Genomic DNA, 13,484 nt, shown 5'->3' with positions numbered 1-13,484 from the left:
ACGGGCCGCAGTTTCTCGGAAAATCAGGACGTTGCGGCGCCCCTCAGGCACAAAGGGGCGGCACATGGCCTTGGTGATGACGCGACCGACGAAGGACCGAAAGAGCGGCATTTGGGAAGTCCGAAAGGGCGTGCCCGAAGCTCTGCGCGCCATCCTCGGCACCCGTGAATTGAAGCGCTCGCTCGGCACGAAGGACGACACGGAGGCCCGGCGACTGGCCTTGCCCGTGATCGCAGAGTTCGAAGCGCGGATCGCGGCGGCGCGCGAGCAGCATCGCGGCGCTACCGCCTCCCTCGCGCCCGTCGAGGTGGCCGCTATCGTGGGCGAATGGTATCGCGCGGAGGCGGCGAAGATCGACGCTGCGCCTGGCGATCCTGACCGCCGTGACATTGAGGCGGACGTGATCGAAAGCGCCCGCATCGATCCTGAGGACGGCGACGTTCTTCCCGAGCCAGAAGACAGAGAGGCGGCCGATGCGCTACTCGCCGCCCGAGGGATCGCGCCAGACGCGGTAACTCGGAGGCTGGCGGCGAGGTCAATCGCAAGCGCCCGCATCGACCTTGCCCGCCGCGCCGTGCAGCGGGCTATGGGCCGGTGGTCGCCCGATCCTGCCGAAGCGGAGTTCCCCGCGGCCGTCCAAGCGAAGCCCAAGGCCCTGGCGCTGACCGGCGACGTGCTGATCGCCGCATGGGCAGCGGAGGCGCATCCGGCACGGGCCACCTTAAAGAAGTATCAGGGCACGTTCCGCCGGCTCGTCGAAGTCCTCGGGTATGACGACGTGCAGCGCATCACGGCCGATGAGGTCGTTCGCTTTAAGGAGGCCCGGCTTGCGAAGGGAAGGGACCCCGGAACTGTCGCTGACGATGTGCTGAATGCGGGAGCCGTGTTCCGGTGGGCGACGAAGAACCGGAAGGTCGCTGACAATCCGTTCGCGCAGATGGCGCCGAAGGTGAACCGTCGCGGTCCTCCGCCGCGGTCCCCATACGACGATGCAGAGGCGAAGCGCATCCTCACCGCTGCGCGGCAGGAGGGCGGGGCGCTCCGCTGGCTCCCGTGGCTCCTGTGCTTCACGGGTGCCCGCATTGGGGAGCTCGCGGAACTCCGTCGCTGCGACGTGCGGAAGGAAGGGGACGTGCTAGTCCTCGACATTCGGCCCACGGAAGCCCGCGCTGGGAAGAACGCGACGATGCAACGCATGGTCCCGTTGCATCCCGCGGTCATCGCCGAGGGCTTCCCGGCCTATGTCGAGGAACTCCCCGCGAAGCCGGATGGCCCACTCTTTCCTGACCTGACGCCCGACCCGCTCGGCTCCCGCGTCGTCCCGGCGCAGAGCAAGCTCGGTCGATGGATGCGCGGCACAGTGGGGATCAAGGACCCGAAGAAGGCCCCCGCGCACTCCTGGCGCCACCGCATGGAAGACGAATTGCGGAAGGTCCGTGCGCTGCCCGAGGTGCAGGACGCCATCACGGGCCGGCACAACCCACGGAACGCGGGCGCGGGCTATGGCATCGGGTTTCGCGGGATGCCAGACGAAGTGCTGAAGGACCTGGGCCGCATCCCGTCACCGTTGGACGCACACGCGGCCCAGGGCGTTTCCGCCGCCGACTAGTGCGCCGCCGCGCCGATGACGGGGACGTCAACAATCATCCCCAGGCCGTCGCGGCGGGATGAAGGGCAAACACGGCGGACCATCACGACGGCCATAGGACGGGTCCCATGGAACGCTTCAATGCGCGCGGCCCCGTGCCCGGCAGAAGGCGCAGCCAACTGCGCAGGGCAGTGGTGCCCGCGCTCGCTTGCGTCACTCGTGCGCCGTGCGCGCTCTCCGCGACGACCCATCCCGCACCCTCGCGTTGCAGCACGAAAAGTGAGGGACCGAATGCGCCCTCGACCTCAAGGCTTCCGTAAGCCATCCCGTCGTCCGTCCAGAGGACCTCGGCCGCAATGCCGCGGTGCCCGTGCAAGGCACGGCGCATCATCGCCCGATATGTCACTCCCACCCGCCGCCGCCTCTTTGTCTCCGCACGCGCGGCCGATTGGCTGCGCACCGCGGTCGCTGCGGGCGCCGCGGTCGCATCGTCTTCCGACGGCGCGGCACACGCGGGGATGCGTGCGGCGCGACACGGTGGAAGCGTTGATGCGAAGGCCCTGAGTGCCGCCTCACTGGTCTTGGCCCGCGCCACGACCGCGCCAGTCGCACTGTCTGCCACAACCGCTCCAGAGCCCTTCGGGTCCGGCTGAAGCACGAACAGGCGAGCGTCGGGGGCATCGGCGCCAACTTCGATGCTCACGAACGGCGTTCCGTCCTCCGCCACCAGCGCTTCCGCTGCGACGTCTGGCCGCTGGCCGAGTGTCGCGCGGATCGACCCGCGGAGGCCCTGCAACGCGATGCGCTCTCGCCGCACGGCGGCACTTGCCGCCATCCTTTCGCGACGCTTGGCGCTGCGCTCCGCGACCTCTGCGGCGCGCTTCGCACGTTCGGCTTCGCGGCGTGCTGCGGCTTCGATCTTGTAGCGGGCATGGTCAGCGGCGAGTTGCGCCTGGCGGGCGGTGGTCATGCGGTGGTCCGTCTCCATGATCAGCGCCGGGATGGCGCGCCAGAATCATGCAGGACGCGGAATCCCGCCGGATAGTGAGCGGATTGCTGTACTTTCGATACCGCACTGATCTTCCCGGAATGCCCACGCAGCTTGGCATTGCTGATGGCGCGACGCGCGGTGGTCTCGTCAGTCTTTTTCTTGATTCATGCGCGCCGCCTCCCGCCGCGATCTATCGCCGCTGTCGCTTCCCGCTCGACGCCGTCCGCTTCTTCGCCGCCTCCGCCGCCGCCGCGGTCTGGGCTTCGATCTCCGCGCGGTGATCCTCAACCCACCGCAGCAGTGCGGCCGATGGCTCCGGCGTCGGAAGCGGCTCGGGTGGCGAGGTGCGGAAGCGATCCAACTCACCCGCTGCAACGACGTTCGTCGCGACGTCGAAGGCCAGCGCCACGGCATCCCGCAGTGTCATGAAGGGCCGTCCGTTCGCATCGGGGACAGCGTCAATCAGCCGCATCACGCGCCCCGCATCGCCCAGCGTCAGTGTGACGCGTCGGGGATAATCCAACGGACTGCGTCGGGCCATCGCTGCGAGTGCCGCGGCGGTCGGTTCGGGCGGGAGCGGCTTCGGCATGGAGTTGAGGCGAGGTGGCATGGGGGCATCTCCGATGAGGGCGGAGCGGCGGGTCCCTCGCAAGGAAACCCGCCGCGTGTTGCTGGGCGTCAGACGCTGGGTGCGCGGCGACGTGCTGCGGCTTCCGCCCGCGAGACGACTTCGAGGTTCTCGCGGCGCAGGTTCAGCGGATTACCGTCCCGGTACTTCACGACTTCGCCGCGCTTCGCGTTCATGAGGATGCGCGCGAGCGTGGCCGTGGGCCGTTCGCCCGGCTGCTTCGCGAGGGCGGCGACGCGCGCCGCGCCGCACCGGACCTGAAAGTGCAGCCCGGTCCCCGAGACATTGATGCCCCAAACATCGCCGATGGTGGTCTTGATGTGGTGCCAGTCGCGGGCGTCGAGGGTCATGCATTTGCCCCGGCCGCGCGTGCCGTGCAGGGCGACCATGACCGACTTGCCGCCGTCTACAAGACGGGCCTCGGTCTGCTTCGGAAGGGCGGCGCGGCCGTTCTGACGGCGCTTGACGGTGCGGGGCGTGGTGGCGGCGACGGGCGCCGTGGCGTGGGTGTCGGCGGTGTGCATGAGATGCTCCGGGGATGGAGCGCCCGCCCGTGCCCTCCCGCTGCCGGGTGGGGCTGCGGGAAGGCGCTTGGTGATGTGCAGAGCGTCGCTGCCGCAGGATAGCGGTGCGACGATTACCGGGCGGATGGCGGAGAGCGGCGGGGCTTCGATAAAGGCCCCAGGAAGCCGCCATTTTGCGGGCGGAAGTTATAGAGAGGGATGACGCCACGACTGGCCGTTTGGTCCGTCCCCCGGCGTTCACCGACGACGCGGAAGACGGTCCTCTTGCGGTCGCGAGTTATGGAAGGGAGGTCATCAGGGATGGTCCTGGCGTCGATCCCCAGACGCTTACGAGAGGCGCGGGAGCGCCGCTTCTGTGAACCAAGGCATGGCCACATGATCAACCAATGGCGTCCGTTGGCGTCGCAGGGTCGGTCATGTGGAAAGCCCGGCGTCGAAAGACCAAACCCGCGCTTGCGCGCCCGCGCCTGGCTGTCGTGTGTCATCGGCTTCCCACAGGCGTTGCCTGAGGCTTCCCTGTGCGCCGTCCTGTGGCGGTGCCGATGGTCTATACGCCGAGGAGCAGAGACGGGCGGCGCAGTCGGCCATCGTTCTCGGCCATCTCTGTTACAGCCCATCTGCGGAAGAGGTCCCACCCTCGACCGCCCGCCTCTTCGTGCCGCTGATCCGCGGCCCGCGTCTTCGCCGCAGCCGCGTCGACGGAGCGCAGCGACATTCCGCTCAGTTGTGCCAGTTCATCGTTTGGCAGGTAGTGATGCCAGCGCAGGAGCCATTCGAGCCGGCGCCGCTTATCCATGAGGCGCGCGCAGTGCTCCGCAATCCGCTTGAGGTCGAGCGTCCATAGAACGTCCTCCATGCGATCCGCATGGAAGACTGCGAAGACGGCGGATCGAGCGAAGCCGCTGACGCGCGGGCTGTGCTTCCCGCTCGCATCGACGTTGTGTCCAATGCCTTCCCGCTCCGCAGCCTCGGTGACGAGCGCCCGCCGCTGTCTCCCGCCGCACATGACTTCCGCGAGGTATCCGTGATGGATCATCGCGGCCTTCAGCGTGGAACGCGGAATGCTGGTCGCGCCGGCAATGTCCCGAAGGGTGAGCCCTGGGACGGTGGTCAGGCGGGATCGGCGGCGGCTCGGCCGGCGCATACGTCGTTCCGCGACACCGCGGCAGCCTGGCTCGACGAAGCCACCTTCGCGCGCCGCAGAGACGGCCTCATGCGCCACGCGGACCTTCTCCGGGTCTTCCCGTGGCAGTGCCGCACATGTCGCATCGGCGTCCATGCCGCGCATTGCGCAATCCGCAACCGCGAGTGCGAGCGTTCCCCGCGACAGCGTCGCCGCGGTGGTCGTGCTGGTCATGTGATCGTCCTGACGTTTCGCGCACGTCCCGCGCGCCACGGCGGGGTGGCGATGGGATGCCCCGTGGCGGGCTGGGAAGTTCGGAGAGGCGATGTCGGCCGCCCCCTCGACTGGGGAGCGGCCAGGTGCAGGGAGCCGCCTATGGGCTCCCTGGAGGCTTCACGGCGCCGCGTTCCTGTTCTGGTGCATTGCGGCCCGCTCCTCGGCAGTGATCTGCCGGTCACGGAAGCCGAAGCGGTAGGCGAGGCGGTAGAGGGTGACGGACTGGCCGTTCACGGCGGTCTGCTCCGGGATGATGCGGAAGCGCGTCTCGGAGCCATTGGTCCCAGCCATCGTTCCGCCATATCCACCCGCGTCCTGGGGCCGCCCCTCGACTGCGCGGATGCGCTCGGTGATGATCCGCGCGGCTTCCTCGGGATTGGTCGGGAGACGCACGCGCTCGCCGCCGAGGTCCACTTCGTCGCCGCCCTGGAGGACCACGGCGCCGGAGATGTGGTCGCGGTTCCCGCTATGGACCACCGGCCGAAGCCCCATGGCAGCCATTCGCGGATCGTCTCCAAGGCCCAGGCGACCGCCATCGGCGACCAGCCCGTTGAACACCTGCGCGCCCATCTGCATGTCCTCGCGCGCCGTCTCCAGCGTGTTCTCGTCGCGCCCGGTCGCCGGGTTCCGCACGTTGATCCCGCCGCGGACCCGAGGGGCCCCATCGGCATGAACCGGCGTGACCGTCCCGTCGCGCCCCACGCCGTCCCGCCGGAGCACCGCACGAGCGGACCCATCGGGGAGCGGCAGGAGGTCCACACGGCCCTGGAGGTCGCGGATGGACCCGCGCACCGCTTGGTCAACGTCGGCGCCGATCTGCCGCGCATAGACCGCGGCGGTGTGGGCGTTGGCTTCGAGCGCACCTTGCAGCGCGCCGTCGACCGTGATGGCAGTGTTGCCCGACCAGAAGGAGCCGCTGTTCCCGACGTGCTCGCGGAGGCCCTGAGCGATCTGCCTCCGCATCCGCTCCTCGGCCTTCGCTTGGTTGTCCTCGCGCGGGTAGAGCCGCTGCCAGGTGGTCTCGTGGAGATTGCGCTCCACGTCATTCCCGCCGAGCGCGCCGATGCGCTCGACGACGCGCTCCACCGGCAGGTTCGTGCTGGTGAGCATGTCGCTGATGACGCGGTAGGCCCCGCGGTGTTCCTCGGGGATCAGCGTCAGGGCGAAGTCGCGGGACCCGCCACGGGCGCCCTCGACGGTGCGCAGGAAGCGGATCGCCGCAGCCTGTCCATCGGGGTTCGCGGTGTCGGCCAGCAGGGTGCGAAGCTGGGCACCCATGGTGTCGCTGACGGCGCCGAGGCGGGCGACCAGAGTGCCCGTGCGCTCGGGCGCATTGGCGATCCCGATGCCCTGGCCCGCGGACGGGTCCTGAGGGTTCGTCGGGACGGTCGCCAGGAACGCGTCGATGTGCTGGCGCACGACGGAGGGGTCGGGCGAGCCGGCGCCCGCCGCCCATTCGCGGATCTGGTTGACGTGTTCCTGCTGGCGGACCAGCGGGCCGAGGCGGGTGGCCAAGGCGCGCTGAACGCGCTGGCGATCTTCCACGCCGCCGTACTGCCCGTGGACCCGCTCGATGTCTTCCTGTAGCGCCACCAGCTCGCCCGGCGTGCGGGCCTGGGCGATGCGGTCCTCGATCTGGTTGTAGGCGGCCTGACCGGCGACGGTGCGGGTGTGCCGCACGCGTTCCATGAGGCGGCCTTCGAGGGCCACATAGGCTTGCTCGTTGTCGGCCCGCCAGGACCGCCCCTCGCGCCCGCTGCCTTCCTGCTGAAGTGCGGTGAGGAGACGCTGGGCCCCGGCCTCGTCGCCCGTGCGGACGGCCTGTTCGATGGCACCCGTGACGAACGCCTGGGCCCGGTTCCTGTCGCCCCGGTTCAGGACGGCCGCAGTGGAGGTCCACCGGCCGATGTCATCGGGGGTCCAATCGCCGGACGAGACGGCCCGCCCGATGAGGCCCCGGAGGTTCTCCGCGCCTTGCTCGGTGACGGCGCGGGCGCCTTCGTCACGGTGGGACGCCATGCCGCGGTCGACCGCGCGGGACAGGACGTCCATCGCATGGCGGTCGAAGGTCGGATCGCCGGAGCCCCGGCCCACGGTCGAGCGGAGCCATTCGTCGGTGGCCGCGCGGAGGTCCCCGCCGATGGGCGTGCGGTCATAGACCTCGCTGCGCCAGCGGTCGGCCAGCGCGAAGCCCTGGCGCTGCCCGGAGACCGCGGCGAAGGTCTCACGGTAGACCCGCTGTTCGGACATAGCGGGGTCCGCAGGGCGCCCGGCGTTGGCATCGGCAGCGGCCTGATTGCCGGCGCGTTCGTTGTCGCGCTGGATGCCGATCATCGCGACCTGGTGGTCGACGCGGGCCTCGATCTGCTCCTGCTCCTGGGCCGAGCGGATCATGGTGCCAATGGACGTGAAGGCGCCCCCGAAGCCCGCGAAGGCGGATTGGAGGGCCTGAAGGCGAGTGCCGGACATGGTGATTCCTTATGCCGCGTCAGGACGCCGCGCCGTCGCGCTTCGCCATGTCGGCAAGCGTCGCGTTGCCGCGATGAAGCAGCGTGCCGATGCGGTCGCGCAGGGGCTCGATGTCGAGCGGATCGAGGGCGTCGAGAACGGCCGCCGCGTCCGGGCCATCCGCGGTCACGAGGAACAGCGTGTCGCCCGCCGCAACGGCGTGCGTATGGACGCCCTCGGCGGGCTTCGTGGTCTCGGAGTACGGGCGGGCGGTGACGACGAGATGGCGGGTTTGCATGGAGGTGGTCCTTGTGTCGGCGCGGGGATGCGCGACAGCGCGCAGCGCCCGTTGAAGGGCCGCGGCGCCGGGCGTGCGGTGTGCGGAGGGAATGGCCTATGGCTGGCCTGGGGAGACTCAGGGCGCCGATTGATGGCAGGGCCGCTGTGGGCGTGCAGTGGAGCGCCAGGAGTCGTCAGCGGGCTTCTGAGACCGCGTGGCGGCGGCCCATGAGGGGCGGCAGGGAGGCCGCGCGATCAGCCTCCAGCGAGGTCGGCGCGATAGGCGCGAAGGATGCCGTCGAGTTCCCCACGGCGGGCCAGGATGGCGGCGGCGCGGAGCGCAGAGCGGATGGCCTCAGTGGCCGGAAGGAAGGATCGGCGAGTAGCCGCGCGAAGTGCGTCGGCGACTGCGCCGAGGTTCGCAGCATCTTCCTGCGTCGAGCGGATGGAGATGGTCGGATAGGTGGGCAACGGGAGCATGGAGGGGTCCTTCAGAATTTCAGACTGAACAAACAGGGGCTCGCAGATGCGCGCGTGGTGGCGAACGCATGGCCTCGGTTCTCGGTGGTAGGTCGGACTAAAGCGCTGCGCCGCAGACGAGGCGCTCCGCCTTCGGTTTCGGGAAGCGCTCGATCCGGTCGCAGGGCGTCGAGGGTCCGCGCGAACGCCGAGACGGACTGGCGGGCGGCCTTCTCATAGTGGTCCTCGAACACGGCCACAGCGGGGGCCTGTTCGGCGACCTTCGCCTCGGCGGCCTCGCGCCGGGCCTGTTCCTCGGCCAGCCGCTTCTCCAGCAGCTCGGCCTTCCGCTGCAGCAGGGTCTCGATGCGGTCCCGCAGGGCGTCGAGGTCGTTCAGGTCGAGGGTCTCGACGACGCCCGGCTTGAGGAGTTCCTCGCCCCGGACATAGGCTCCGTCCTTGCGGATCGCCGGGAGGACGTCGCGGGTGACCCAATTCTGGAACGGGCGGGCCTCCGGCTTGTCGGAGCGCATGATCAGCTTGTAGAGGCCGCTCTCGGACAGAAGAGTGGCAGACCGCGCCTTTGACCCACGGAATATCTGTGGGTCAGTCGCGGTGGTCGCGAGCCGCTTCTCATCAGCCGCAATCCCAACCAGCCATTTGTGGGTTCCCTGGATGGTGTCCATTCCCAGGACTGCGCACACATCCGCAGCGACGAACCAGGGGGTATCAGCGCACATCGCGACCCGGATCGGCTGGCCGGTCTCGGGGAACACGAACAGGCTGTTCGGGGTGGTGGACATCAGGCGGCTTCCTTCTTGCTGGGTTCGTATCGCCACGCGCGCGGCGGGCAGATCATTGGGAGACGGAGAGGGGCGGCGAAGGCGGCCCGCTGGTCAGCAGGTTCTTGATTCGTTCCCCTCACTCCGCCATGCTCTCGACATGTCGATCCCACCGCCGCTCTGCCCGGCCGGTCGCGCGTCTCCCGCGTGGCCGGATGAGGGAACGCTTCGCCGAATAGAGCACGTGCGGGAGGCAGCACTTGCTCGGGGCTGTGGCCCCGGCGCCGTGGCGGAGGACGTGCGGGCGGTCCTACTGGCCCGCCATCCGGCGCTGCCTCTAGCGATGATCGACGGCGCCGTTGCGGACATGCTCGGGGAGCACGAAGGAAGCGGGGCGCCGCCGCGACCTCGGGTGGCTCGCGGCGTCGGGCGGCGGGTGGGCTTTGGGAAGGTCGCCAGAAAATGGCCCCGATGAAGCCGCGACGGGGAGAGGCAGCCATGATTGACGCCCCAGCCCATGCCGCCGCCGAGGCCGGGCAATGGGTTGCGGTGGCTTGCCGATGCGGCCACCGCACCGCGCTCGGTCCGTTCGACTATGGGAAGGCGACGTGTCGGTTGCGCGACCTGGCGCGGCTGCTTCGGTGCAGGGAGTGCGGGACGCGGGGCTCGGCGAGGGTGTGGCTGTCGGAGCGCTAGGCGCCTCCGCTACCGCCGCCGTCAGAGCACGAAGGCGAGCGCGGCGAGCAGCACAGCCGCGGCGGCTTGGGCGACCACTCCAAGCGCCACCGGGTCGCGTCGTGCTGTGCGTGGCGGATCGCGCACGGGCTCCGGATAGAACCCGCCGACTGTCGGCGCGTCGTTCACGACGGCCTCGCAGGGAACCGCCTCGCGATCCTCCGCATGGGCCAACGCGGCGGCTGCGGCGCGGGCCGCACGAGCGGCCTGGATGACCTCCGCGGAGGCGGTAGGTGGATGGCGGCGGGCGAAGGAAGCGGATAGGCCGATGCGCATCACGCGGCCCCAGTGCCCACGCGGAGCAGGACGCGGCGCACAGCCGTTGCGGTCCATCCGGCTCCGCCGCGAGGCGTGGGGATGCCCTCGGCGGCGAGGCTAGCGGCGATGCTGGCTAGGGTCCCGCCCTCGGCGCGCAGGGCCTCGATACGGGGCAGGACGCGGTGCGCTGCGTGGTCCGCGTTCCGCTGGCGCACCGCCACGCCCGCCTCAGCGCCGCGCTTGCTGTCCTCGGCGGTCAGGACTCGCTGACCTGGCCGAACGCCGCCGAGGACCTTCCCGCGCGCCTTGGCGGCGGCGAGCGCGGCCTTCGTGCGGGCGCTGATGGCCCGCGCCTCCTCCTCTGCGACCATTGCCAGGATGCCTATGGTCAGGCGGTTCGCATTCGGCAGGTCACACGCGATGAACTCCACGCCGGACTTCTGAAGTCCCAGCAGGAAGTGCGCGTCACGGGCCAAGCGGTCTAGCTTCGCGATCAGCAGGGTCGCGCCAGTGGCGCGGCAGCGGGCCAGAGCCTTCGCGAGTTCCGGCCGGTCTTCCTTCCGTCCGCTTTCCACCTCGACATAGGGCGGCGTCAGCAGGTGGTCGCCGGGGCGCAGGAAGGCGCCAATCGCCGCTTGCTGCGCTTCGATGCCAAGGCCGCTGCGGCCCTGCCGCGCCGTCGAAACGCGGAGGTAGGAGATGAAGGTGCGGGGCGTGGCGATGGACACGGTGCGAGGCTCCGGGGCGGTGCGAGCGCATCCGACTCCGCTTTGTAGTGATTGTCAATATCCCTCAACGTTCATTGAGGGAAAATGACAAGGCGCCGTGCGCTATTTAGGAAGCGGAGGAAGACTGACCCCAAGACACGCGCACCACATCGCGTGGCATTGACGAATGGGCGCCTCAACGCCGCGTGACGAACCATCATCGAGCGAAGCGACGACCTGGGATGGGCTATCCCACCTGTCCTCGTCATACCGTGCTTCGTCCCAGCCAAGTGATCCCTCCGCCACTTGGTCGGAACGCGATAGCAAAGCGGGAGGTCTTGTTGCGGGACGAGGTCGAAGCACCGCGTGCTTGCTCGCGTTCGCGATATCACAAAGCAAGCGGAAGCAGTCGTGTGCGGCGGATAGAAGCGCGCGGAACGCTTCTTCGCTACCCGTCGCGGCTCGCGCCGTTGGCCGCGCGTGCCATAGGTGATCGGCTGTGTGGACGAGCATGATCGCGGCCAGCCGGGCACGGCGAACGCTGCGGAGATCGGAAAGGAACTCGCGCACGGTGGGATCGACCTCGTCCGTGAAGAACGCCTCGATAGGGTCAGCCATGGCTCCTCATCTGTTCTCGCATCGATACGTGTTGACCATGATCCCGAGGTTCCCCCGCGTGACGCTGTCCAGCACTGCGTCGCGCCCATGCTTGTCGCACTCCGCCTGAGCCGCCCGCAGCATGGCGGGCGTGTTCACCACCGCCGGATCGAACTCAATGACCACGGATCGGCTGTTGGCGAGGGCGACATTGTAGCTTTGTCCCCAGGCCGCGACGCATCCCCCGCAGAGCAGCGGGGCCAGCAGTGATAGTGCGCGCATCCGATGCAACGATCTCCCGGCTTTGTGAACCCATGATCGCCGCATTGCGCGTGGGTTGCCAAGGGGCGGCGGAGTGTGCGTCACGCGGGAGGCGTCCGGGGGCACAGGGCGGGGGGGACGGGGGGAAATCCGCGCGCGCGGCTCGGAATATCCCCGCGTGAATCCTCGGCCGATTTTGGAAACCGCAGCGCGGCGCTGGACTGAAAATGGCCGGACGCCTAGCGTTCCGGAACGGATTGGAGCGGCCGGAAAGGCAGTATGAGTTTCCTTGAACGCATAGGCGAGGATGCGGTTGGGGTCGGCGTCTATACGCTTCCTCAGGCGGCCCGTCTTGCCCGGCTTCGGCTAGCCACGGTCGAGGACCTCGTTGGTCCGGAGGCCGCGGACGCGGGACAGCCGCGCTCCGCACCTATCGTCATCGCCGATGTTGGTCTCGGCGGCAGCGACAAGGTCGTGACGTTCCTAGGGCTCCTCGAATTGTGGGCAGTAGCGGAGATGCGCCACCAAGGCGTGCCCATGAAGGTCGTTCGGCGGGTGGCATTTGAAGCGCGGCGTATCCTCAAAGTCCGGCATCCATTGGCAAGCGTCAATTTCCGAACGGACGGACGGCGCGTATTCATGGCGCTGCGGCAGGATGGCAAAGGGCGGAAGCCGAAACGGCAGCCCAAGGTGGTGCTAGATATTCTCCGGTACCAGCACGCCATGGAGGAAGTCTTAGAGCAATCGTTGAGACAAGAAATTGTTGTCCGCAGCCCCGATGGGGCGCCTGTCCTCTGGTATCCCCTTGGGCTCGACAAGCGGGTTGTTCTCGATCCGCACCGCCGCTTTGGTGAGCCCATCGACCCCAAGAGCGGTGTTCCGACGTCGGCGCTGGCCCAGGCGCTCCATGCGGAGAAGGGCGACGCAGACGCTGTTGCCTTCTGGTTTGGCGTCGATAGGGAGGCGGTGTTCGACGCGACCGCTTTCGAGACGTGGCTCGCGAGCCGCTAGTCATCGTCGTTGACGCTTGCCTCAGTTTCCGTTTCGCGCGGATGCTGGCCGGCCTCTATGAGCAGCATCCAGCACTCACGTTCCGGGCTATGGACGATCTGCACCCACCGGGGACGCTGGATCGCGACTGGCTCGTGCGATTCCCTGAGGACCCGCCGCACGTTGTCATAACGAAGGACGACAAGCTTCTAAGAGAGACGGGCCAACTGAAGGCGTGGATTGCCGGCGGTCTCACGGTAGTGATCTTCGGCTCCGACTTCGGCAATATCGTTCAGGAAGATATGGCCGCCACTTTGCTCCGGTGGTGGCCGACTATCTTGCGAAGCATTTCCGCGCAGCCTCGCCGGACGGCCTTCGCCGTGCCGCCAACATTTCGGCAAATCGACCGTCTCCCGCTCCATGTTCCACACGTGGACAGACGACAGCCGCGTAAGGTCAAGACGCCCGAGGCCCATAAGCCCCATGAGACCCTGGGCGCGAAAAAGCGGGTCTCGCGCAAAGTCTTGCGCCGAACGCCAGAAGGCCAATTGAACCTCCCGCTGGCCTCCCGAAGAAAGCCGCGACGGTCTGATGGGGATGCAGGCGGCACGGCTGCGGGGCCGAACGGTGCGGACGCCGCTGCGGGCCTCGATGTCGAAGCGATGCATGATGGCGCGGCGCCTTCTTCGATTGGTGAACAGGCGCAGCCGGACAGGCCGGACCAGTCAGACGCGCCATAGTCCGCCCGCTCGACAAGGCACAAAATCTCGGCACAATGCGAGCCGCAGCGGCGCCTCTATGTCATTGATTTTTCAATGTGTGCTTTGGTGAGGTGTCC

General features: G+C 68.6%; 14 protein-coding genes. 3 read left to right on the top strand and 11 right to left on the bottom strand.

Annotated elements, in window-relative coordinates; genetic code table 11:
* The first annotated feature begins 64 nt into the window (after positions 1–64).
* Positions 65–1,609 carry a DUF6538 domain-containing protein gene (locus KPL78_RS12390; RefSeq protein WP_219763277.1) on the top strand — a complete coding sequence of 515 codons (1,545 nt, stop codon included), beginning with the start codon at positions 65–67 and terminating at the stop codon, positions 1,607–1,609.
* A gap of 82 nt (positions 1,610–1,691) precedes the next feature.
* Here the strand turns inward: KPL78_RS12390 and KPL78_RS12385 are convergent, their stop codons facing one another.
* The 11 genes from KPL78_RS12385 to KPL78_RS12335 all read right to left on the bottom strand — a co-directional run bounded on the left by KPL78_RS12385 (position 1,692) and on the right by KPL78_RS12335 (position 11,677).
* Entirely contained in the window at positions 1,692–2,558 is an 867-nt protein-coding gene (locus tag KPL78_RS12385) for a hypothetical protein (protein ID WP_219763276.1), read from the bottom strand.
* Between the two features lie 211 nt (positions 2,559–2,769).
* Positions 2,770–3,189 (bottom strand): hypothetical protein, encoded by a 420-nt coding sequence (locus KPL78_RS12380; protein WP_219763275.1) that lies wholly within the window; start codon positions 3,187–3,189, stop codon positions 2,770–2,772.
* A gap of 68 nt (positions 3,190–3,257) precedes the next feature.
* Positions 3,258–3,731 carry an HNH endonuclease gene (locus KPL78_RS12375; RefSeq protein ID WP_219763274.1) on the bottom strand — a complete coding sequence of 158 codons (474 nt, stop codon included), beginning with the start codon at positions 3,729–3,731 and terminating at the stop codon, positions 3,258–3,260.
* A 547-nt stretch (positions 3,732–4,278) separates the two neighbouring features.
* Positions 4,279–5,088, bottom strand: a complete 810-nt coding sequence (locus KPL78_RS12370) for a hypothetical protein (RefSeq protein WP_219763273.1) — start codon at positions 5,086–5,088, stop codon at positions 4,279–4,281.
* Positions 5,089–5,247: 159 nt separating this feature from the next.
* Positions 5,248–7,599, bottom strand: coding sequence for a hypothetical protein (locus KPL78_RS12365; protein WP_219763272.1), 2,352 nt, complete (start codon positions 7,597–7,599; stop codon positions 5,248–5,250).
* A gap of 19 nt (positions 7,600–7,618) precedes the next feature.
* Positions 7,619–7,876, bottom strand: a complete 258-nt coding sequence (locus KPL78_RS12360; protein WP_219763271.1) for a hypothetical protein — start codon at positions 7,874–7,876, stop codon at positions 7,619–7,621.
* A 236-nt stretch (positions 7,877–8,112) separates the two neighbouring features.
* Positions 8,113–8,337, bottom strand: a complete 225-nt coding sequence (locus KPL78_RS12355; RefSeq protein ID WP_219763270.1) for a hypothetical protein — start codon at positions 8,335–8,337, stop codon at positions 8,113–8,115.
* A gap of 11 nt (positions 8,338–8,348) precedes the next feature.
* Entirely contained in the window at positions 8,349–9,119 is a 771-nt protein-coding gene (locus tag KPL78_RS12350; RefSeq protein WP_219763269.1) for a BRO-N domain-containing protein, read from the bottom strand.
* A 696-nt stretch (positions 9,120–9,815) separates the two neighbouring features.
* Entirely contained in the window at positions 9,816–10,109 is a 294-nt protein-coding gene (locus tag KPL78_RS12345; RefSeq protein ID WP_219763268.1) for a hypothetical protein, read from the bottom strand.
* Positions 10,109–10,819: a recombinase family protein gene (locus KPL78_RS12340; RefSeq protein ID WP_369412743.1), complete on the bottom strand. Its 711-nt coding sequence runs from the start codon at positions 10,817–10,819 to the stop codon at positions 10,109–10,111. Before KPL78_RS12340 ends, KPL78_RS12345 begins: the two co-directional genes overlap by 1 nt.
* Before the next feature lie 603 nt (positions 10,820–11,422).
* The gene (locus tag KPL78_RS12335; protein ID WP_219763267.1) at positions 11,423–11,677 is read right to left on the bottom strand and encodes a hypothetical protein; all 255 of its coding nucleotides are present in this window, start codon (positions 11,675–11,677) and stop codon (positions 11,423–11,425) included.
* A gap of 258 nt (positions 11,678–11,935) precedes the next feature.
* Here KPL78_RS12335 and KPL78_RS12330 point away from each other — a divergent pair, with 258 nt between their 5' ends.
* Both KPL78_RS12330 and KPL78_RS12325 read left to right on the top strand, forming a co-directional pair.
* Positions 11,936–12,667 carry a hypothetical protein gene (locus KPL78_RS12330; protein ID WP_219763266.1) on the top strand — a complete coding sequence of 244 codons (732 nt, stop codon included), beginning with the start codon at positions 11,936–11,938 and terminating at the stop codon, positions 12,665–12,667.
* Entirely contained in the window at positions 12,649–13,386 is a 738-nt protein-coding gene (locus tag KPL78_RS12325) for a PIN-like domain-containing protein (protein ID WP_219763265.1), read from the top strand. Before KPL78_RS12330 ends, KPL78_RS12325 begins: the two co-directional genes overlap by 19 nt.
* Positions 13,387–13,484: the final 98 nt, after the last annotated feature.

Origin of the sequence: Roseomonas alba (genome assembly GCF_019430885.1) — a bacterium.
Lineage (GTDB): Bacteria > Pseudomonadota > Alphaproteobacteria > Acetobacterales > Acetobacteraceae > Neoroseomonas > Neoroseomonas alba.
This window is presented reverse-complemented; position numbering and strand designations above follow the sequence as displayed.